General features: G+C 58.2%; 23 protein-coding genes. 2 read left to right on the top strand and 21 right to left on the bottom strand.

What is annotated here, in order from left to right:
- Position 1 precedes the first annotated feature (1 nt).
- The 11 genes from flgK to GQF02_RS07500 form a co-directional block, all read right to left on the bottom strand.
- Positions 2 to 2,098, bottom strand: coding sequence for a flagellar hook-associated protein FlgK (gene flgK / locus GQF02_RS16150; RefSeq protein WP_160796051.1), 2,097 nt, complete (start codon positions 2,096 to 2,098; stop codon positions 2 to 4).
- 55 nt (positions 2,099 to 2,153) lie between these two features.
- Positions 2,154 to 3,089, bottom strand: coding sequence for a flagellar assembly peptidoglycan hydrolase FlgJ (gene flgJ / locus GQF02_RS07545; protein WP_160796049.1), 936 nt, complete (start codon positions 3,087 to 3,089; stop codon positions 2,154 to 2,156).
- 47 nt (positions 3,090 to 3,136) lie between these two features.
- A complete protein-coding gene (locus GQF02_RS07540) occupies positions 3,137 to 4,231 on the bottom strand; it encodes a flagellar basal body P-ring protein FlgI (RefSeq protein WP_160796047.1) in 1,095 nt (364 codons plus the stop codon).
- An 8-nt stretch (positions 4,232 to 4,239) separates the two neighbouring features.
- Positions 4,240 to 4,932 carry a flagellar basal body L-ring protein FlgH gene (locus GQF02_RS07535; protein WP_124734355.1) on the bottom strand — a complete coding sequence of 231 codons (693 nt, stop codon included), beginning with the start codon at positions 4,930 to 4,932 and terminating at the stop codon, positions 4,240 to 4,242.
- A 17-nt stretch (positions 4,933 to 4,949) separates the two neighbouring features.
- Positions 4,950 to 5,732 (bottom strand): flagellar basal-body rod protein FlgG, encoded by a 783-nt coding sequence (gene flgG / locus GQF02_RS07530; protein WP_124734356.1) that lies wholly within the window; start codon positions 5,730 to 5,732, stop codon positions 4,950 to 4,952.
- Between the two features lie 24 nt (positions 5,733 to 5,756).
- Positions 5,757 to 6,500 carry a flagellar basal body rod protein FlgF gene (locus GQF02_RS07525; RefSeq protein WP_160796045.1) on the bottom strand — a complete coding sequence of 248 codons (744 nt, stop codon included), beginning with the start codon at positions 6,498 to 6,500 and terminating at the stop codon, positions 5,757 to 5,759.
- A gap of 14 nt (positions 6,501 to 6,514) precedes the next feature.
- Positions 6,515 to 7,822 carry a flagellar hook protein FlgE gene (gene flgE, locus GQF02_RS07520; RefSeq protein ID WP_160796043.1) on the bottom strand — a complete coding sequence of 436 codons (1,308 nt, stop codon included), beginning with the start codon at positions 7,820 to 7,822 and terminating at the stop codon, positions 6,515 to 6,517.
- 37 nt (positions 7,823 to 7,859) lie between these two features.
- Positions 7,860 to 8,540, bottom strand: a complete 681-nt coding sequence (locus GQF02_RS07515) for a flagellar hook assembly protein FlgD (protein WP_124734359.1) — start codon at positions 8,538 to 8,540, stop codon at positions 7,860 to 7,862.
- A 17-nt stretch (positions 8,541 to 8,557) separates the two neighbouring features.
- Complete coding sequence (gene flgC, locus GQF02_RS07510) at positions 8,558 to 8,968, bottom strand: flagellar basal body rod protein FlgC (RefSeq protein WP_124734360.1); 411 nt, start codon at positions 8,966 to 8,968, stop codon at positions 8,558 to 8,560.
- A gap of 2 nt (positions 8,969 to 8,970) precedes the next feature.
- Positions 8,971 to 9,381, bottom strand: a complete 411-nt coding sequence (gene flgB / locus GQF02_RS07505; protein ID WP_124734361.1) for a flagellar basal body rod protein FlgB — start codon at positions 9,379 to 9,381, stop codon at positions 8,971 to 8,973.
- 259 nt (positions 9,382 to 9,640) lie between these two features.
- Positions 9,641 to 9,928 (bottom strand): hypothetical protein, encoded by a 288-nt coding sequence (locus GQF02_RS07500; RefSeq protein ID WP_160796041.1) that lies wholly within the window; start codon positions 9,926 to 9,928, stop codon positions 9,641 to 9,643.
- A gap of 143 nt (positions 9,929 to 10,071) precedes the next feature.
- Here GQF02_RS07500 and GQF02_RS07495 point away from each other — a divergent pair, with 143 nt between their 5' ends.
- Positions 10,072 to 11,268, top strand: a complete 1,197-nt coding sequence (locus tag GQF02_RS07495; protein ID WP_160796039.1) for a multidrug effflux MFS transporter — start codon at positions 10,072 to 10,074, stop codon at positions 11,266 to 11,268.
- Positions 11,269 to 11,724: 456 nt separating this feature from the next.
- On the top strand, positions 11,725 to 14,112 hold the full coding sequence (locus tag GQF02_RS07490; protein ID WP_160796037.1) for a bifunctional diguanylate cyclase/phosphodiesterase: 2,388 nt from the start codon (positions 11,725 to 11,727) through the stop codon (positions 14,110 to 14,112).
- A 140-nt stretch (positions 14,113 to 14,252) separates the two neighbouring features.
- Here the strand turns inward: GQF02_RS07490 and nagZ are convergent, their stop codons facing one another.
- From nagZ to rnc, 10 genes are read right to left on the bottom strand one after another with little or no spacing between them, the layout of a single operon-like run.
- Complete coding sequence (nagZ, locus tag GQF02_RS07485; protein WP_160796035.1) at positions 14,253 to 15,338, bottom strand: beta-N-acetylhexosaminidase; 1,086 nt, start codon at positions 15,336 to 15,338, stop codon at positions 14,253 to 14,255.
- Positions 15,339 to 15,359: 21 nt separating this feature from the next.
- Positions 15,360 to 16,151 carry a sialate O-acetylesterase gene (locus GQF02_RS07480; RefSeq protein ID WP_160796033.1) on the bottom strand — a complete coding sequence of 264 codons (792 nt, stop codon included), beginning with the start codon at positions 16,149 to 16,151 and terminating at the stop codon, positions 15,360 to 15,362.
- Positions 16,135 to 17,160 carry an acyltransferase family protein gene (locus GQF02_RS07475; RefSeq protein ID WP_160796031.1) on the bottom strand — a complete coding sequence of 342 codons (1,026 nt, stop codon included), beginning with the start codon at positions 17,158 to 17,160 and terminating at the stop codon, positions 16,135 to 16,137. The genes GQF02_RS07480 and GQF02_RS07475 overlap by 17 nt, the downstream gene beginning before the upstream one ends.
- Positions 17,161 to 17,181: 21 nt before the next feature.
- Positions 17,182 to 17,520 carry an FKBP-type peptidyl-prolyl cis-trans isomerase gene (locus tag GQF02_RS07470; RefSeq protein WP_160796029.1) on the bottom strand — a complete coding sequence of 113 codons (339 nt, stop codon included), beginning with the start codon at positions 17,518 to 17,520 and terminating at the stop codon, positions 17,182 to 17,184.
- Between the two features lie 31 nt (positions 17,521 to 17,551).
- On the bottom strand, positions 17,552 to 17,935 hold the full coding sequence (acpS, locus tag GQF02_RS07465) for a holo-ACP synthase (protein WP_124734368.1): 384 nt from the start codon (positions 17,933 to 17,935) through the stop codon (positions 17,552 to 17,554).
- Positions 17,935 to 18,666 carry a pyridoxine 5'-phosphate synthase gene (gene pdxJ, locus GQF02_RS07460; protein WP_220789376.1) on the bottom strand — a complete coding sequence of 244 codons (732 nt, stop codon included), beginning with the start codon at positions 18,664 to 18,666 and terminating at the stop codon, positions 17,935 to 17,937. The genes acpS and pdxJ overlap by 1 nt, the downstream gene beginning before the upstream one ends.
- A gap of 19 nt (positions 18,667 to 18,685) precedes the next feature.
- A complete protein-coding gene (gene recO, locus GQF02_RS07455; protein WP_124734369.1) occupies positions 18,686 to 19,429 on the bottom strand; it encodes a DNA repair protein RecO in 744 nt (247 codons plus the stop codon).
- Positions 19,429 to 19,755, bottom strand: a complete 327-nt coding sequence (locus GQF02_RS07450) for an antibiotic biosynthesis monooxygenase family protein (protein ID WP_124734370.1) — start codon at positions 19,753 to 19,755, stop codon at positions 19,429 to 19,431. Before GQF02_RS07450 ends, recO begins: the two co-directional genes overlap by 1 nt.
- Position 19,756: 1 nt before the next feature.
- The gene (era, locus tag GQF02_RS07445; protein ID WP_160796027.1) at positions 19,757 to 20,644 is read right to left on the bottom strand and encodes a GTPase Era; all 888 of its coding nucleotides are present in this window, start codon (positions 20,642 to 20,644) and stop codon (positions 19,757 to 19,759) included.
- Positions 20,641 to 21,348: a ribonuclease III gene (gene rnc, locus GQF02_RS07440; RefSeq protein WP_160796025.1), complete on the bottom strand. Its 708-nt coding sequence runs from the start codon at positions 21,346 to 21,348 to the stop codon at positions 20,641 to 20,643. Before rnc ends, era begins: the two co-directional genes overlap by 4 nt.

The raw sequence follows: 21,348 nt of genomic DNA, 5'->3' as shown, positions 1-21,348 counted from the left end.
GTTAACGCATCTGTAGCAGATCGGAAAAAACCTGCTGGGCAATCTGGATGACTTTGCTGGAAGCCTGATACGCCTGCTGAAAACGGATCAGGTTAGCGGCTTCTTCATCAAGATTGACGCCGGAAAACGATTCGCGGGCCAGATAGGTTTCCTTCAGGCTCACGGTCTGGGCCTGTGCGGCAATTTTAACTTCATTGGTTTTATTACCGACAAAGCTGACCAGCTGACCGAAAAAGCCCTGAAAGTCTGTCGTTTTTCCTGCCATATCCCCCGGATTGAAGTTGCTGATGCCATCGGGGGTACTGCTCATTGTCTTCTTGGTCTGAATTTTGACCATCGCCAGCATATTACTGTTGTCGGATGGCGTGAAATCCGACGGCCCCGAACCGATAGTAAAGCTCTTGCCAGCGGCAAGCTTGGCCGGATCAGCCGCAAAGCCGACCACCTCTTCACCTGCACCATTCATAATGCGGTAACCGTTTTCAGGCGGATTGGCCGCCTCTACCGTATAGCCTGTCGGCACAGACCAAGCGCTCCCATCCCAGCTCATACTGATGCCCGCGGCCGGCACACTCCCTACCGGGTCGCCATAAGGCGCCCACATGGCGGCAATCCCTCCGGCCTCAGGTTTGACTGCAAAACCGGAGTTGGCATCCTTCCCCAGCGCCTTATTCGAAATAATCAGGGTCGCGGCATCCTCGCCCATGCCTTCGGCTTTGAATTCCACGACCAAAGACGGATCGGCATCACTGGTCAAGACATACCCGCCCGGCACGCCTGGCGCATCGCTCACGGTATAGCCTTCGGCAGTGAATGGCGGCTTCGCATCCGGGACATACTTGAGTTCTATCGGCCCGGGCAAAGCGGGGATGGCAGCACCATTACTGCCTTGCGCCGATTGCCACACCGAGGAAATCGTCGGCTTGAGCTTGCCATCCAGCGGCAGCGAAGCTTTAAGCGAAGAGCCCACCGCCAGTTTTGACGGGTCCGTAATCACGACCGAAAAATTCGCTGCCGCATCGCGGTAGCTTTTCATCTGCGTTTCCAGTGTCTGGAAAGTCGGCGGCACAGTCGGTGGCTGAATCTCTTCACCTACAGGCAAGGGCCGAAACGCATTGAGGCTTTTGAAGATGTCGCCACCGGGCTGGTTATACAGGTCACGTCCGGTACTCGACTGACGGTTGAGCTGGTCGGCCACCTCGATCACCAGACGACCCAAATCCGCCTGCGAACGATTCAGCGCCTCGGCCTTGCTATTGATCAGACCGGAGAGCGAGCCGCCTTCGAATAAGCGGTCGGGAATACGGACCGTGCCATTACTGCCGGCATAGGCAATTTCCAGTTTCTGCGGGTCATCCAGCGATTCAACGACTTCCAAAGGAAAGTGGTCGCCAGAAGCCACCAGCGCCTGACCGCTACCAATCGAGACGGTATAGCGGCCATCCGATTGCACTGTCACATCGGCCTTCACCAGACGGTTCAGATCCAGCACCAGCTGATCCCGTTTATCCATCAGATCATTGGGAATCGCCGCACCCTGACCCAGGGACTGGATCTGCACATTGATTTCGGAAATCTGCTTGCCGATGGCGTTGATCTGGCTGACGCTGGAGCGGATCTGGGTATTGATACCGGTACGCAATTCTTCAAAACGGCCATTCACCAACTGCACCCGTCCTGCAAATGCTTGCGCACTATTGACCACGGACTGGCGCGCCGGAATGGAGTCCGGCGTCGAATTCAATGCCTGCATGGATTTGAACAGGTCGGACATGCTATTGCCCAGACTGGTGTGTTCATCCCCCAGCAAATCTTCCAGCTGCGACAAATACGACATCTGCGTCGTCAGCTTGCTGTCCTGCGTCGTCGCAGTCGTCAGCTGACGTTCCAGATAGCTGTTGTAGACGCGGTTCACCGCCGTCATCTCGACCCCGCGCCCGACAAAGCCATAGCCTTCGAAGCTGGGCATTTGTGCGGCCTGACTCACGCGCTGACGGTGATAGCCGGGAGTATTCACGTTGGTCACGTTCTGGGCTACGGTGCTGAGCGCAACTTGAGCAGCATTCAGCCCCGACAAACCGATATTGAAAATGGACACGTTATCTCCTTCATCACACTCTACTTATCGACCAGTTCGGCAGAATGTTTAGTATTTATCCCTGCCTGGCGCTACGCGCGACAGCCTGCAATTTTTGGGCATAAGCCGGATCGGTCGCATACCCCCCCTGCTGCAGCGCTTTACCGTAGGCGGCTGCATCCGTGCCGCTACCCAGTGCCGCCTGATAGCGCGCACTGCCCTGAATCAGGCGGGCGTAGTCGTTAAACGCCTCTTGCAAAGAACCGTAGGCGCGGAAACTTTCCACCTGTTTTTGTGCCTTGCCACCGACAAACTCAGTGGTCAGCGTCGCTACGCTGTCGCCCTGCCAGCTACCACCGGCCTTGATGCCGAACAGGTTGTAGCTCTCGCGCCCGTCCGGATGGCGGATGGCACGCTTGCCCCAGCCTGATTCCAGCGCGGCATGGCTGACAATCAGGTGCGCATCGACCCCCAGTTGCGCGGCCGCTTTTTGTGCATGTGGCAACAGGGTCTCCACAAAGGCCCGCGCCTCGCGCGGAATGGCAACCTGGCTATCAGCAGACACAGCCGCCGGCTCGGCCACGGTCTTGACTGCCAGGCGGGCACGCTCAAGCGATTGCAACAGTGCAGACGGCAAGGTTGATGCGGGACTGGCCAAACGCTGCACTTCCCGCGCCGGCATATCAACCTGGGAGAGCTTGCCTATCTCGCGTGCCAGCATATCGCCCATGCCGATGCCGCCCGAGCCCACCATGGCCTGCACCATCTGCTGGTCCAGCATGCCGCGCCAAGTCTGCATGTCCGAACTGTCTTCCTCGCCGCCAAGATCAGTCGCCCGCATGGAGCGCACCATGGTCTCCATCAGCATGGATTCGAACTGGTGGGCAACCTGCCGTATGCCCTCTTCCGGGCTCTTGCGGGCAATATCGGCCAAGCGGCTGGCACCCGACGGGTCGAGTGCCAGCTGGCGGGATAAATCGGTGGCGGGATTAAGGGATGACACAACGGACATACAAGCTCTCCTTATTGCACCTAGTCATGCAATAATAGTGCCAACTATCAAATGATCTGCAATTCAGCCTTGAGGGCACCGGCAGCCTTCATCGCCTGCAAGATAGAAATCAGGTCTTGCGGACCGGCTCCCAGCGAATTGAGCGCAGCGACCACCTTAGCCAGGTCGACACCGCGCGGCACGCTGATCACCTTGCCGCCATCGGCCTTGATATTGATATCAGCCTGATTGGTGACAGCGGTCTGCCCACCGGCCAACGCGCCGGGCTGGCTTACTTGCGGGGTATTGCTGACCGTGACCGACAGGTTACCGTGCGCAACGGCACAAGGCTCCAGCGTCACCGTCTGGTTCATGACAATGGAGCCGGTTCGGGCATTCACGATCACCAGAGGGGAGGCTTTTGCCGGTGTGACGGCAATATTTTCCAGCCGTGCCAAAAACGCCACCCGGCTATTACTGTCCTGCGGCGCGGAAACTTCGACCAGACGTCCATCTATGGCACGCGCCACGCCTCCGCCAAACTCGCGGTTAATGGCCGACACCACACTATTGACGGTACTGAAGTCTGCCTCGTTCAGTTCCAGTTCAACGACACCCTGACTGGATGCCGCCGGCGCATCGCGCTCTATGATGGCCCCACCGGGCACGCGCCCGACCGACAGATGATTGACCTGCACGCTGCTACCCGCAGCCGAGGCCCCCACGCCGCCGACAATCAGGCTGCCTTGTGCCATGGCATAAATCTGCCCGTCCACACCCTTGAGCGGCGACAACAGCAAGGTACCGCCACGCAAGCTTTTGGCATCGCCCAGCGAAGAGGCGGTGACGTCTATCTTCTGCCCGCTGCGGGCAAAGGCCGGCAAGGTTGCGGTCAGACTGACCGCGGCGACGTTTTTCGAGTCCAGCTTCATGCCTTGCGGAATCTGCACCCCGAGCTGGTTAAGCATATTGCCCAGCGACTGGGTGGTGAAAGGAGACGAATTACCCTTGTCGCCACTGCCATCCAGCCCCACCACCAGACCATAACCGATCAGCTGGTTCTGGCGTACGCCGGCAATGCTGGAAATATCCTTCAGCCGCTCAGCCTGTGCCGTCAATGGCAGCATCAGAGCCGCCAACAAGGCAAAAATCACATTACGCACAAGCACTCCTAGAACGGCAAGATGGTCAAAAAGAAACGCGACAGCCAGCCGGTCTGGTTAAACAGGCGGTTACTGCCCTGATTGACCTGTTCGATGCGCGCATCGGCCATGCGCGTTGACGACACCACATTGCCCTTCTTGATATCACGCGGATTGATCACCCCCGACAGCCGAACCACTTCCAGTTCCTCGTTGATCTTCATCTGCTTCTCGCCGCTGACCGCCAGATTGCCGTTGGCCAGCACATCGATCACCGTCACCGAAATCGAGCTATTGAACGAGCTGACATTGGTATTGCTGCCCTTGCCGTTACGGCTGGCCGAGCCGCTGCCATTCAACGATGTGCCACCCAGCTTGTTTTCCAGATAATTGGAAAAAAACGGGATATTGATACTGGCGTCGATGCTGCCCTTGATACTGGCATCGCGGCTACCCTTGGACTCCTCGCTCAGGGACGAGCGGGTATTTTCCTCGATCTGTACCGTCAGGATATCGCCCACCCCGACCGGCATACGGTCTTCGAACAGCGGACGAAAGCTGGCCTGCTGAAAAATGGAGCCATTGGCAGGCACAGTCAGCGGCACCGGTTGCGGGCGCACCGACACCGGCTGCTGCACGATGGAAGGCGCTTGCACCGCGCACGCCGACAACGCGCACAAAGCCAGCGCAGTGACCAGCCGCCTTACCCAATACTGATTCATGAACTGTCTCTACTTATTTACAACTGCGCTACACGCTGCAGCATCTCGTCGGCGGTCTTGATCGCCTTGGAGTTCATTTCAAATGCACGTTGCGCCTGAATCATATTGATCAGCTCTTCGGTCACATTGACGTTGGAGTCTTCCAGATAGCCCTGGCTGATCTTGCCCCGCCCCTCTGTTCCCGGGTCGCCCTCGATCGCGGCACCGGAAGCTGCGGTTGGCAGATACAGATTTTCACCCAGACTCTCCAGACCCTGCGGATTGATAAACGACGCAGTCTGGATGGTACCGGCCACCACCGGGTCAGGGTTGCCCTTGATAAAATACTGCACCACACCCGAGTCGGAAATGCTGACCTGGGACGCATCGGACGGAATGGTAATCGCCGGGTCCAGCGCATAGCCGGCCGAATTGACAATGGTGCCTTCTTCATTGCGCTTGAATTCACCGTTACGGGTATAAGCTGCAATCCCGTCCGGCATCTGGACGCGGAAGAAGCCATCGCCAACGATAGCCATATCGAAAGTCTGTTCGGTCCGCACCAGATTACCCTGCGAATGGATACGGGCAGAAGCCACCGCGGCCGAACCGGTACCCACCTGCAAACCGGTCGGCAAGGTGCCGCCACCGGCGATCTGGGAACCGGGCTGACGCAGTGTCTGGTAGTACAGATCTTCGAATACCGCGTTGGAGCGCTTGAAGCCCTTGGTATTGACGTTGGCCAGGTTATTGGAGGTCACGTCCAGCCGGAACTGGCTGGAATCCATGCCGGTTTTGGCGATATACAGCGAACGCATCATGATGCGGATTCCTTATCTGGCGGCTTAAGCGTTCAGCGACAACAATTGTGTCGCGCGCTGGGCATTCTGGTCGGCGGTCTGCATCAGCTTGACGTGCAGATCATAGTGGCGGGCATGGCTGATCATTTGCACCAGCGACTCAACCGCATTGACATTGGAGGCTTCCAGCGCACCGCTGACCACTTTTACATCGGGGTCGGCCACAGCCACCGCTCCACTGTGCTGACGGAACAGGCCATCTTCGCCCTTATACACGGCACGTGCACCCGGGTTGACCAGCTTGATACGTCCGACTTCCTGCGGGTTGCGGTCGCCGCCATCGGTAGGCACCGCAGACACCGAACCATCCTTGGCAATCAGCACCCGGCTATTGGGCGGCACCTGCAAAGGCCCGGCCTCGCCGATAATCGGCAGGCCGGAACGGGTACGCATAGTGCCGGCTTCGTCGAGCACATAACCACCATCGCGGGTGTAGGCCTCGGTGCCATCCGGCGCGGTCACGGCAAAAAAGCCGTCATTGGCCAATGCAAAATCGCTCTCGTTGCCGGTTTGCTGCAAGCTGCCCTGCGACAGATCATGCCCCACGGTATTGTCGACCTGATAGACGCGGGTCGGCGAACCGTCGCCCACCACCGGCAAGGCGCGGAACACCACCTGATCGGCCTTGTAGCCGTTGGTGTGGACATTGGCCAGATTTTGCGCCGTGGTCGACTGTTGCCATTCGACGTGCTTGGCGCCATTCATGGCCAGATACAGCATGCGGTCCATCGCCTAGCTCCTTATCAACGCAGGTTGATCAGCGTCTGCAACACCGTGTCCTGCGTCTTGATGGTCTGCGCATTGGCCTGATAAAAGCGCTGCGCGGTGATCATATTGACGAGCTCGGTGGTCATGTCGACGTTGGAGTCTTCCAGCGCTGCACCTTGCACATAGCCGACATTGCTGCTGCCCGGCGTATTGATCTTGGCACCGCCCGAAGCATAGGTTTCGACCCAGCGGTTGTCGCCGATAGGCTGCAAGCCTTGCGCATTGGCGAAATTGGCCAGTACCACCTGCCCGACGATCTTGGTCTGGCCATTGGAGTAACGTGCCTCGATAAAGCCTTCTTTCGACGTTCCCACACTGGACAGTACACCATCAGCCCAGCCATCGACGCGCTGCTCGGCATTGGCATACGGACCGGCATTCTGGGTGAAACCAGTCATTTCGACCGCGATATTCAAGGGCGCACCGCCACTTGTTACCGCCTGACTCAGCGTAAATTTACCGTTCGGTGCCACAATCTTACCGGTGGAGTCAAACTGCAGCGTCGTTGCTGCGACAGGCGCGCCTACCGTCGCAGGCGGCACTGGTGCCGCCGTAGCAATAGCGCCACCGTCTACGCTGCTATAGACATCCCATTCCAACGACTTCACCCCTTCGGTTGCCGGTGGCACGGGCGCAGCATCGGGGCGACGCACATAGTAGAAGCTCACCTGATGGCTGACGCCGAGGCTATCGTAGGCCGTCACGGTATTGGTGTAGTTGTAGCTGTTCGGGTCGGGCGTATTCGAGCCGGGCGTGACATTGGGAAATGCCTTGGCCGGCGGCTCGGCGCGCGCATCCAGATTTGAGCCCAGAATCATGCTACTGGTCGCCTTGGCGCCGATATTCGAGGTATCGACACGCAAAGGCTGCGGCGGCCCTGCCACCACCTGCCCCTTGTCATCCACCCCGTAACCGGTCAGATAATGGCCGGCATTGACGAAGTAACCCTCGCGATCAAGCTGAAACTCGCCATTGCGGGTATACATCGCCTGCCCGTCGGCACCCTGCATGCGGAAAAAGCCCTGACCGGTAATCGCCATATCCATCGGGTTGCCGGTGCTGGTCACCGGCCCCTGGTTGAACTGCTGGGTTACCGCCACGGTGCGAGAGCCGATACCGGTGGCGGTAGCGGACACACCATACATACTGGCCGCGTACAAATCGGAAAACTCGGCACGTGCACGCTTAAAACCGACGGTACTGGCGTTGGCCACGTTGTTGCCGATTACGTCAAGCTGCTTGGATGCAGCCCCCAGACCGCTCAGACCCTGCTGGAAACTCATTGCCTACCCCTCTTTAATTTGATCTGTCGCGTCCGGTTCAAACGATCTGAATGATTTCTGCCAGCGACGTGGTCTTACCATTACCCAGCATCAGCATCGGAATACCCTGCTCCCAGGTCACGCCGTTCACGTTCTGGAAACCCAGCGTCGTCGCCTTCACGGCTGTGCCGCCATTACTGGCCTCGACCTTGAACTTATACTCGCCCTCAGGCAGCGCCTCGCCATTGCCATCCTTGCCATCCCACTCAAACTTATTGATACCGGTAGTCGGCTTCTCAATAGCAATCTGGCGCACGACATTGCCATCCTTATCGGTGACGGACACCATCACCTTGTCGGCTGGTGCATTCAGTTCGACCGCACCCCCTGTCGTACTTCCTTCGCCCTTCAGCGTCAGCGTGTCACCATCGGTCATCACATCCTTGCCAATCAGCGTCGCCGCCATCATCGACTGGTTGGCGAACTGAGACTGCAACAACATATTCATCGTCTGGTTCATGTTTTCCATGCCGGTGACGGTGCTGATCTGCGCCATCTGGCTGGTGATCTCGGCGTTATCCATCGGATTCATCGGATCTTGCGCCTGCAACTGCGTCATCAGCAGCTTGAGAAAACGATCCTGAATGCCTTGGGATGAATTGGCATTGCTGTTGCCGCTTCTGGCATTCGCCGTCTTGTTCAGGTCGGAGATGATGTCGTTGCTGACGCTGCTAACCATGATTCAATCCTTTAGGCTTACTGCCCCAGCTGCAGAGTCTTCTGCAACAGGGTCTTGGCGGTATTCATTACTTCCACGCTGGTCTGGTAGGAGCGCGAGGCCGAGATCATATCGGCCATTTCTTCCACCGGATTCACATTGGGCAGCTTCAGATAACCCTTCTCGTCTGCCAACGGATGTGAAGGGTCGTATTTCAGCCGGAATGGCGACGTGTCCTCGACGATCTGGGTCACGCGCACCCCCGCCACTTGCGGCTGGCTGGCCGACACCGGCGTCGCCGAAAACACCACATGGCGCGCACGATAAGGCTCGCCGGTCGAACTGGTGGCGCTCTCGGCGTTGGAGATATTACTGGCGACCAGATTAAGGCGTTGCGATTGCGCGGTCAGTGAAGATCCGGCAATGGTAAAAACATTGGAAAGCGACATTTTTATTGACCACCCTTGATTGCGTCGGCAAGGCCGGTGATGCGGCGATTGAGGAATGTCAGCGTACTCTGGTAGCGCAGCGAATTATCGGTGAATGCCGCCCGCTCCACGTCCATATCTACACTATTGCCATCCAGGCTGGGCTGCACGCTATTGCGGTATGCCAGATTGGGCTTGTCGCTTGCGGTGCCCGCTGCGCCATCCAGATGGGCGGCACTGGTTCGCACCATGGCTAAAGTGCCGCCTTGCTGCGACTGGGCGGCAGACAAGGCCTGACCGAAGTCGAAATCGACGGCTTTGTAATTGGGGGTGTCATCATTGGCAAGATTGCTCGCCAGCACCTCGGCCCGATAGGCGCGCAGGTTCAGCGATTTTTGCTGGAATTCAAAGTGTTTGGCAATTTTGTCTAGCATATCCACCCCAAGTAAGCCTCAAGGATATAGCAGGATTCGTGCCAAACACAAACTATTCACACTCTATCGAATAAGGCCGATTTTTATTGGGTGAATTTACAAAATAAAAACAAAACCCTATTCGCAAGCGGCAATAATTGCCGCCGGACGGCAACAGGAAACAACAGCGTGCGACCAGTTGCCACCGCAAGCATGAAACCGGCAGGACAACAAGCCAACGACGATGCATCCAGCGCGCGATGCCATACCGACCGACCGCTTACGGTCTGAGCATGGCGGGCGCCACCTCCAGCGCCCCTTGCCCGAGCGCCTCGCGCTGACTGCACAAAGGCGCAAGTGCCGCCCGATCCAGCGTCGCGAGCACGGCCTCGGGGGCGGGCGCGCCATGCCACCAGAACAGCCACAGCGCATCGCGCGGCGGCCACACCCACAGCACGCGCTGGTACTCAAACGACTCGCCCGCATGTGCCAGCAGCAGTTTTTCCGGTTCGCGCGCGACCTCGTGCCACTGCCCATCCAGCGGACCACCCACCAGCAACAATCGCATGACGTGCCCTTCGATAATAAATGGCCAAGGTAATCCGTTATTACCGGCAGAATATTGCGCCACATCAGGCAAACCCAATCTATCCGATGGAGCAGGAAGGGCAGATGCGCTAGAATCTTCCAGCCTATCCTCCTGACAAACTCATGCCCCGCTACGCTCCGCCCCTTGCCCTGATCCTCGCTGCCCTCGCCACCCTGGGGCCGTTTGCCATCGACACCTTCCTGCCGGCAATGCCGGCGATTGCCGGCGCACTGTCGGTCTCCGAGCTGCAGACGCCGCTAGTTCTGTCCGCGTATATGGCCAGTTTCGGGCTGATGATGCTGTGGCACGGCGCGATCGCCGACGCCATCGGCCGCCGCCCGGTGCTGCTTGCCGGCACCTTCTGCTACGCGCTCGCGGCGCTGGGCTGCACCTTCGCCGACAGCTTTGCCGAGCTGATCGCCTTTCGCGTACTGCAGGGAGTCAGCGGCGGCGTCGGGCTAATTGTCGGGCGCGCCATCATCCGCGACTGCTACCACGGCATTGCCGCGCAGAAGCTGATGTCGCAGGTAACCATGCTGTTCGCGCTGTCGCCAGCCTTGGCGCCGGTGATTGGCGGCTGGCTGTTCACCACCTTCGGCTGGCGCGCGGTGTTCGCATTCATGGCAATCGTTGGCGCCCTGCTGTTTCTGCTGTGCCTGACCGCGCTGCCGGAAACCCACCCGGTGGACAAACGCACGCCACTGGCCGCGCGCTCGCTGCTGGCCAACTATCGCGCCGTCGCCGGCAACCCGCGCTTTCGCCTGTACTCGGTTGCGGTCAGCCTGAATTTCGTCGGCTTCTTCGTCTATGTGCCATCAGCGCCCGCCATGCTGATCGGCCAGCTCGGGCTAGGGCCCAACGATTTTCTATGGCTGTTCGGCCCGGCGGTTGCCGGCATGATCGCCGGTGCCTGGCTGTCCGGCCGCGCCGCCGGACGCTTTACCGCGCGCCAATCGGTCAACACCGGCTACGCCATGATGCTCGCCGCCGGCCTTGCCAACACCCTGCACGCACTGCTGTTCGCACCATCGCTACCGGCGAGCGTGCTGCCGATCGGCCTCTATACGATGGGAATGTCGCTGGCTGCGCCGTCGATCACGCTGGCCATCCTCGATTTGTTCCCCGCGCAGCGCGGCACCGCCTCATCCATGCAGGGCTTCGTGCAGACGCTGACCGGCGCAGTGGTCGCCGGTGCCCTCGCCCCGCTGATCTGGCACAGTGTGACGCTCTTGGCCATCGCTTCGCTCACCTTCGCCGCGCTCGGCCTCGTGTTCGTGCGCCTCGCCCGCCGCCACGCGCCACCGACGCCGGCGTCGTGAATGCAAAAACGCTGCCGCGCGCAGTAATGCCGTTCACTCAGCGGATCGAACTTGTTTGATCGGGTAACGAGATGGCAGCTTTTTCACAACGCGGGGGCATTTACGCCCCCACCGTTGTTTCGGCAATAGCAGATCTCCCAGGCGTCCGCGCAGGCGAAGCAGGCGCGCCGGCAAGGTACCGGGGCTGTTTATCGCCAGTCAGCCCTACTCATAACGTAAATAATGCAGCGCCATCGTAAAGCTCAGATCACTTGCCCCACGCCGGCCGGATACCGCAGCGCTCACCCGGTCAAAAAAGAACCCGCGTCTATATCGCCATCCGGAACCGGCCGCTGCTTGCCAATACGCGCAGACAGCACACCATGCACAGACACTCATCCGGAAAATCAGCACTGCATTACCCGTCTATGCTGAAGCCAGACACAAGCCGTGTCCCGCCGCAAAGAGAGAACAGCCATGCGCCATCAAATCACTCACCGCATCCAGCATCTGGCCCGCTTGGGCAACTGGCACTATTCGGCTGGCGGCGACCACCTTGAAGGCTCGGATGAGGCCTGCCGTCTGCTCGGACTGCCTGCGGGGGCTATCCTGCATCCACGCAAACTGGCCGAGCGCATCCACCCGCAAGACCAGCCAGCATTGCAAACAGCCTGGCGCGAGCTGATGAACGACAAGCACTTTGCCGTCGAACTACGGGTGCGTGATGGCGAAAGCTGGCGCTGGCTCTATATCAGCGGTGAAGCTGTCGATGCCGACCTGCAAGTCATCGGTTTCGTGCAGGACATCAACGCACGCAAGCAGCGCGAACTGGAACTGGGCGCCCAGGCGCAGCAACTGGCACTGGCAATGACAGCCAGTGGCGAGGGGTTATGGGACTGGAATCTGGCCACGCAGCAGGTCAGCCATAATGCCCAGTGGTGCCGCCTGCTGGGACTGGACCCATCGCACCTTAGCCATGCCACCGATTTTTTTATTCATCTGATCCATCCGCACGACCGCCCGGCCGTTCAGGCGCGCATCGGGACATGCCTGCAGGACAAAGGCAGCTACGTCAGCGAACACCGCCTGCGCCATCATGACGGCCACTATGTGTGGGTACTGGATCGCGGCGATGTAGTCGAACGTGATGAAGCGGGAACCGTATTACGCATGGTCGGCAGCCTGAGCGACATCAGCCAGCGACGCGCAGCCGACGAAGAACTGCGCATCGCAGCCAGTGTATTCGATGCCCAAGAGGGCATGCTCATCGTCGGCGCCGACCAGAGGATCCTGCGCGCCAACCGGGCATTTGGCGAAATAAGTGGCTATAACGGCCCCGACCTCGCCGGCCAAAGCCCGTTATTGCTGCGTACCGGCAAGTACGACATGGATTTCTATAACGGCATCTGGGAAGCCGTAGCCAGCAGCGGCAGTTGGCAGGGCGAACTCTGGATCAAGCATCAACAAGGCCGCTTCATCCCGGTGTGGATGACGGGCAGCGCCATCTGGGACGACGGTGGCACCATCAGCCACTACATTGTCACGCTCTCGGACCTGTCGCAGTACAAGGCTGCCGAGCGCGAGATCCACCGCCTCGCCTTTTATGACCCGCTAACCGGGCTGCCCAACCGCCGGCTGCTGCTCGAACGCATCGAGCACGCACTGCTCACCCACCAGCGCAGCGGCAACGAAGGTGCACTATTGTTTATCGACCTGGACAATTTCAAGCCGCTCAACGACAGCTACGGCCACGAAATGGGAGACCGCCTACTCAAGGAGGTTGCCGAACGCCTGGGGCAACGTCTGCGCCAAGACGACACCATCGCCCGCCTAGGCGGAGACGAATTCGTCGTTCTACTGGAAAACCTGGACAGCGAACCGGCCAAGGCAGCCAGCCAAACAGAACATGTCGCCGAAATACTGAGCGACTTGCTGGCACAGCCCTACCATCTGGATAGTCATACCCACCACTGCACCGGCAGCATCGGCATCGCACTGTTTTCAGACGCAGCCGGCCGCGCAGACGAATTATTGCGCCAGGCCGACCTTGCCATGTACCAAGCCAAGACCGCCGGGCGCAACGCCCTGCGCTTTTATGACCAGGCAATGCAGACAGCCGTCCAGCAGCGATTGACGCAAGAACACGCACTACGCGAAGCCATCGCCGCACAGCAATTCGTCCTGCACTACCAGAAGCAGGTGGACAACAATGGCGCCGCCACCGGCTACGAGGCGCTACTGCGCTGGAAACATCCGCAACGGGGTCTGATCGCACCAGGATATTTCATTGCACTGGCAGAGGAGACCGGCCTGATCATTCCGCTAGGCAGATGGGTACTGGAGCAGGCATGCCAGCAGCTGGCGCGCTGGAGTAAAGAGGAAGACTGTGCCCATCTGCGCCTCGCCGTCAATATCAGCCCGCTGCAGTTCCAGCAGGACGACTTTGTCGACACCGTGATTGCCATCCTGCAACAAAGCGGCGCCACACCCGAACGACTGGAACTGGAGCTGACCGAAAGCCTGCTGCTAAGCGATATTGCGCATGCCGCCGATAAAATGCACAGGCTGCGCAAGCATGGCGTCCTGTTTTCACTGGACGATTTCGGCACCGGCTACTCTTCGCTGTCCTACCTCAAACACCTACCGCTGAACCAGCTCAAAATCGACAAGAGCTTTGTTGACGACATCACGCACAGCACAAGCGCCGACGCGATTGTGCGCACCATCATCGCACTGGCGCACAGCCTGGAGCTGAACGTCATCGCCGAAGGCGTGGAGACTGCACAGCAGCGCGACTTCCTGCTGGCCAATGGCTGCAAGCACCATCAGGGCTATCTGTATGAAAAACCCGCACCCCTGAGCTAAGATGTCGCCGGTCAGTGCGCAAGCGCTACCCGTACGTCCGCGCAGCGGACACAAAACCCGAACCCAATCTTGCCCACTAGTTACGGCGGCATCCCCAACAAAAAACGCCGACGTTTCCGTCGGCGTTTTTTGTTGATTGTTCAGCTCGCCTCCCCCACCGCGACACCGCGGCACGCCTCGGGAGGAATGGACAACGCCGCGACACGCGCGCGCTTGGCGGCGAACACATCGCTTGCCAGGTGTTCGCGCCACGCTTGCGGCGTATCCCGTCCCTGCATGCGCGCCAGGCGCGCAGCCAGTTCCGGCTGTGCCGGCGGCTGGAGTGACGCGAGCAGCTCGTCAGCCAGATCCGGGCGGTTGCATACCAGCACCATGTCGCAGCCGGCGGCAAAGGCCGCATCGGCACGGGCGCCGATATTGCCGACGCCAGCCGCACCTTCCATGGTCAGATCATCCGAGAAGATCACGCCGTCAAAGCCCAGCTCGGCGCGCAGGATGTCCTGCAACCACAGGCGCGAGAAACCGGCAGGCAGACTATCGATGGCCGGGTAGACCACATGCGCCGGCATCACCGACGTCATGCCGGCTGCGGCGAGCGCCGCGAACGGTTTGAGATCGTCTTCGCGCAGTTCGGCGAGGCTGCGATTGTCGACCGGGATCACATGATGGCTGTCGCCCTCGACAAAGCCGTGGCCGGGGAAGTGCTTGCCGCAGCTGCCCATACCACCGGCGGCGAGCCCCTGCTGCAAAGCCACCGCCAGTTGCGTGACCACCTGCGGATCGCGGTGGAAACTGCGGTTGCCAATCACCGCACAGCGGCCCCAGTCAAGATCAAGCACCGGCGTGAACGACAGATCGATGCCGCAGGCGGCAAGCTCGGCGGCCAGCACTTCGCCCACGTCATGCGCGAGCGCGAGTGCAGCTTGCGGGTCGGCGTCAAACGCCTGGCCCAGCATCTGCATCGGCGGCAGACGGGTAAAGCCGGGCAAAAAGCGCTGCACCCGCCCGCCTTCGTGATCGACCGCGATCAGAAGGTGTGGGCTACGCAGCGCACGGATTTCGGCAGTCAATGCCTTGAGCTGCTCGACCGACTCGAAATTGCGGCGGAACAGGATCACACCACCCACCAGCGGATGACACAGGCGCGCACGTTCAGCATCGGTCAGGGCAAAGCCGGCCACATCGGCCATCACCGGGCCGCGAGCAAGATTCAGGGGAAAAGGCATTCAAGGCTCCTCATGCGCACTTTAATAAGGTATTTTTTTAAACCAATAAAGCAGGGTTTCTTTCTCGATAGACTCTTTCCTTTGCCCTACTTTTTCAATACTTTCAAACCATAGCTCCGCCATTTTAATTTGCCCCGTCTTATTAAGATGGCACGAATCAAAACGAAAGCGATCATCTAGCGAATTATTATCGGGGCCCGCATAAAAAAACAAAGGGGCATTGGTAACTATTTTTTGCTGAACACCATCTATTTTTTCATCATAACGACCATAGCAACGGGAATGTCTCGCAACAACCCACGGCACAACACCAATTTTTTTTCGAACATAGGAATAGAGTTTGTGTAGATCATCTTGATATATATTACCTGGCGTCCCAATATCAGATGACCCTTGATGCCACAAAACGTAATCAAAGGTTATACCTTTCTTGGCTATCACAGACAAAGCCGTTTCCAACTTACCAAAAGCCCGTCCACCAACCAGCCATTCACTGACCTTGGTACCACCTATCCCTATGGGCATAAAAACAACCTTGCTTGCCAAGCCTGACTTGATCATGCGCTCACCCAGCGGCATCCACATGCTGCCACCATTGCAGTCCGCCCAGATGAAAGGGTCGCTCGCCGCCACAACATTACCATTCAAATCAAACTGATAAACACCATCTACCTTGCCAAATTTATTCTGATTACAATTGGAAGAAATGGATTGACCAATAACGAGTATATGAACCTCCTTGGCTACCGATATATTAAGCAAGCTTAAAAAAATAACGACAAATAGCCTCACACAATTAGCAACCGATAACATACCGACTCCTTGCACCAAGAATGCGCTTAGCTATATCTATAGAAATTACTGAAAAGCAAAATACAAACAAAAACTCCAAAGAAAAATAAGTCGACAACCTACTCACCTCCAAGTATGAAGCTGCTTTTAAAAATACCAGAGACCAAAACCCGTGCACAAAAAATAAACCAAAACTGATATTTGCAATATAAGACATGGGTTTTATTTTTTTACTCAAAAACCTCTCAAATAAAAAAAATAAAAAAACAACAAAAAAAAGCTTACCCATCTGAATAATATTCGGCTGCAATATATAATCGAAATACCCTTGAACAACCTGATCACCCCCTAACCAAACTACCAGTAGCACAAAAAAACCAGAAGCGGAAACTGCCATAACAGTTTTTGACCTAGATCGCAAGAGATCCATTACCACCCCTCCACGTGCAAAAAACATACCCATCAAATAAAAACCCATAAAGTGAAAAAAACTTAGTACTGGATTTTGGTTACCCACAGGGCGAAAGGAATAAACAGAGAACAACACTGCAGCAACAACCACTACAAAAAACCAATCTCGCTTAGTACAGAAAAGAAGCATTGGCGACACAAGAAAAAACAAACAAATCATGGGGATAAACCACATCGCCCCATTGACAACCCCACCCACAATAAAACTCCATAACATATAAGCCACAGGAGTCAAACCATACAATTCATTTTCCCTAAAAACCAACCCCGCTAATATGGCAAAAAAAGAAAAAAAGAAAAAAGGCAACACAACAAACTTAAATTTTTTACCTAAATAATCTAAGTAACCAAAGCCTTTATTGCCCGACAAATAATAAAATAGATATCCTGATATAAAAACAAATAATGTCGTCGCATCTGCAAGAATAAATTTGACAATATCAGCTGATTCGCCAAATTTATAAACAGAAGAAAAATGCGAAAAAATAACGAACAATATTGCAACCGCCCGCATATTTTCAAATGAATACAAGAATTCACCACCATTAACTTTAGACACCCTACCTCCTAAATTAAATTATCAATCCCGCGTCAGCACTTCCAAAAGTTCGATTTCAAAAACCAGATTGGAGCCCGGCTTGATATGTGCGCCGATCTGGCGCTCGCCATAGGCCAGATGCGCCGGCACCAGCAGCTTGCGCTTGCCGCCAACTTTCATCCCCATCAGGCCCAGATCCCAGCCCTTGATCACGCGGCCGGTACCGATCACGCACTGGAACGGCTGGCCTCTATCGTAGGAGGAATCAAACTGGGTGCCGTCTTCCAGGCAGCCGCGGTACTGGGTGGTAATCAGGGCGCCCTTGACGGCCTCCTTGCCCTCGCCCACGACGATATCGATGATTTGCAGTTCAGAGGTCATGCTGACTTTCCAGTAATAAGACAGGGTGCGACTAACTGCGGCTTTCGGCCACAACAAAGGCCAGCGCCTGTGTACGCTCGTCGCTGATAGATAAATGCAGATGGCTGATGCCGCGCGCGGCAACAAAGGCAGACAGCTCGGCCGACAACGCAAACTGCGGCTTGCCCAGCGCGTCATGGCCAACGGCAATCGCCGTCAGCAGTACCGGCGCCCTGACCCCGGTGCCCAGCGCCTTGGCCAGCGCTTCCTTGGCGGCAAAACGCTTGGCCAGAAAGCGGGCCGGATCAGAGCTGGCGGCAAAATCGGCCAGCTCGCTTGCCGAGAGCAGGCGCCGGCCGACACCCAAACCACGGCGCGCAATCATGGCCTCGAAGCGCGCGATTTCGGCCAGATCGGTGCCCACACCGCAAATCATTATTCGCCGCGCCGCGCTTCGCGCATCAGCGCCTTCATTTCCTGCACTGCAGCGGCAAAGCCGACAAACAGGGCCTGACTGACGATGGCGTGGCCAATATTGAGCTCGGCGATTTCTCGGATGGCGGCCACCGGCTTGACGTTATGGTAAGACAGGCCATGGCCTGCGTTGACGGTAAAGCCCAGATGCGCCGCGTACACGGCTGCTTCGCGGATGCGGGTCAGCTCGGCCTGACGCACTTCGGCCGAATGGGCATCGGCATAGGCGCCGGTATGCAGTTCGATCACGCGCGCACCGGCGTCAAATGCCGCCTCGATCTGGGCACGGTCGGCATCGATAAACAGCGACACGCGGATACCGGCATCAGACAGGATCTGGGTAAAGCGTTTGACCTCGTCAAAGTAGCGGATCACATCCAGCCCGCCTTCGGTGGTGACTTCTTCACGCTTTTCCGGCACCAGGCACACATCTTCCGGCATGACCTTGAGCGCGTTTTCCAGCATATCTTCGGTCAGCGCCATCTCCAGATTCATCCGCGTCTTGATGACCTGCTTCATGGCGACGACATCGGCATCCTGGATATGGCGGCGATCTTCACGCAGATGCAGCGTGATCAGGTCGGCGCCAGCCGTTTCGGCCACCAGTGCGGCCTCTATCGGGCTGGGATAGCGGGTGCCGCGCGCCTGGCGCAAGGTTGCCACATGGTCGATATTGATGCCCAGCAGGATCATGCCTGTTTCCTCGTTCGTCTTAAACCGGTTTGGCCGCTTCCGTCGCCTGGGCGAGCGGCAGCAGCAATTCGCGGGTGGCGAGCTTGTCGTCACCCAAAAGATTGGCCAGCATCAGCCGGGTCACGCCGCGCGCTTCGCGCAGCGCATGCGCATCGTCAAAATCACCGGCGGCCAGTGCCAGCAAAACCGCCCCGCGCACCACGGCCTGGCCATCATGCGCCACGCCGCCTTGCCAGAGCTCGGGAGGAGAGCCGGCCTGTACCCGGTACAGCGAGCCTGCATCCAGCGGTGCACCGGCGCCATCATGCCCAAGCAAGGGCGCATAACCCAGCGCACCCAATAGAGCCAGTTCGAAACGGCGCAATACCACGCCCTGCGCCTCGCCTTGCGCCAGCGCCCGCACGGCGGCGTCGTAGGCTGTAAAAACAGCAGGGGTCGGATCTTCGCGCACGGTGAGGCGCACCAGCAACTCGTTCAGATAAAAGCCGCATACCAATGCCTGCCCGGCCAGCAGACGTACCCCGCCCTGCCATTCGGCACGGTGCAGGGTACGCAATTCGGTCTTGCCGAACCAGGCCAGCGACAAGGGTTGAAACGGCAACAGTAGGCCACGCAATTCGGCGCGCGGCCGGCGCGCGCCGCGCGCTACCATGGCCACGCGGCCGTAATCGCGCGTCAGCACATCCAGCAGCAAGCTGGTCTCGCGATAGGCTTGCGCATGCAGGATAAAGCCGCTCTGGCGGTCTATCTTGCCCGGCTGCATCAGCCGCGCGTCCAGTGGTGGTCGCGCCCGACGCAGGCCACGCGGGTGAAGAGCTCCGCATACCAGCGCGCGTAGCCTTCGGCCTGTGCCAGCCGGTGGCGACCCTCGGCCTTCCAGCCGGCGATCGCTTCTTCACTGGCCCAGTACGACACGGTGATGCCGAAGCCGTCATCACTGCGCACGCTCTCGACGCCAAGGTAGCCCGGCTGCTGCGCAGCCAGCGCCACCATCGCGTCAGCCATATCGCCGTAACCATCGGCCACATCGCTGCGCTGGCTGGAGAAGATGACCGCCCAGTAAGGCGGCGCGGGGGTGTGGGCAAACATTTTACAGGCCGAATTCCTTGAGGAAACGCACGTCGTCGGCCCAGCCCGACTTCACCTTGACCCACACCTCGAGGTAAACCTTGGTGTCGAACAGCGCTTCCATATCGAGGCGGGCCTCGGTCGAGATTTTTTTCAGCTTTTCACCACCCTTGCCGATCACGATGGGCTTCTGCCCTTCCTTGTCGACCAGGATCGCGACGTGGATGCGGTACATGGCACCATCCACCTCGAACTGCTCGACTTCGACATTCATCGAGTACGGCAGCTCCTCGCCCAGATAGCGGAACAGCTTCTCGCGCACGATTTCGGCTGCAAGGAAGCGCTGGCTCTTGTCGGTAATCATGTCTTCCGGATACAGAGGCACCGACTCGGGCAGATGGGGTGCTACTTTTTCCAGCAGTTCGGCAATACGCTGACCATGTTTGGCGCTGACCACTTCGGCATCGACAAAAGGGAACTCGGCGCGCACATCATCGATAAAGTTGGCGAGCTCGATCTTGTCCTTGGCCTTGTCGACCTTGTTCACCACCAGAATCACCGGGATTTTCTTCGGCAACAGCGCCATCACTTCGCGGTCGGCCGGGGTAAAGCGCTTGGCTTCCAGTACGAACATCACGCAATCGACATTGCCCAGCGTGTCCTTGACGCTCTTGTTCAAGGTCTCGTTCAGCGCGCCGCCGTGAAAAGTCTGGAAGCCCGGTGTATCGACAAACACGAACTGGCTGTGATCGGTAGTATGGATGCCGGTCACGCGATGGCGCGTGGTCTGCGCCTTTTTGGAGGTGATGCTGATCTTCTGGCCTATGAGGTGGTTCATCAGCGTCGATTTGCCCACATTGGGACGGCCGACGATGGCCACAAAGCCGCAGCGATAAGAGGTTTCGGTCATTTCTTGCCCAGTTTGAATTGTGCTTCCAGTTGCAGCAGCGCCTGTTCGGCGGCCTGCTGTTCGGCCGCGCGCCGGCTATTGCCTTCGCCGCTGGTATCGATGCCCAGATCGCCCAGCTCGCACGCGACTTTGAAGTGCTGCTCGTGCGCCTCACCCAACTGGCTCAGGATGCGGTAGCGCGGCAGCGGATATTTGCGCGCCTGCAGTGCTTCTTGCAGGCGTGTCTTGGCATCTTTGGCATGGCGGGTCGGATCAATCGCTTCGACCCGCTCACGGTACAAATGGCGCACCACAGTTTCGGCGGCGGCAAAATCCGCGTCAAAACTCACGGCGGCAAAGGTCGCCTCCAGCGCATCCGCCAGAATGGACGGCCGGTTAAAGCCGCCGCTCTTAAGCTCGCCCTCACCCAGATACAGCTCGTCCCCCAGCTTGAGCAGCTGGGCCAGTTCGGACAGCGTCTGCTGATTCACCAGATTGGCGCGCAGGCGCGATAGCTCGCCCTCGGTCAATTGCGGGAAGCGGTCATACAGCATGCGGGCGACGGTATAGTTGAGAATGCTGTCACCGACAAACTCCAGCCGCTCGTTGTTGGGCGTGCCGTAGCTGCGGTGCGTCAAAGCCTGGCGCAGCCACTCGGGACGGGTAAAACGGTAGCCTAATGCCTCGCTGAGGCGGCGAAATCGGATATCTTTATGTTGGGTCAC

This window comes from Craterilacuibacter sinensis (assembly GCF_009831765.1).
GTDB classification, from domain to species: domain Bacteria; phylum Pseudomonadota; class Gammaproteobacteria; order Burkholderiales; family Chromobacteriaceae; genus Craterilacuibacter; species Craterilacuibacter sinensis.
This window is presented reverse-complemented; position numbering and strand designations above follow the sequence as displayed.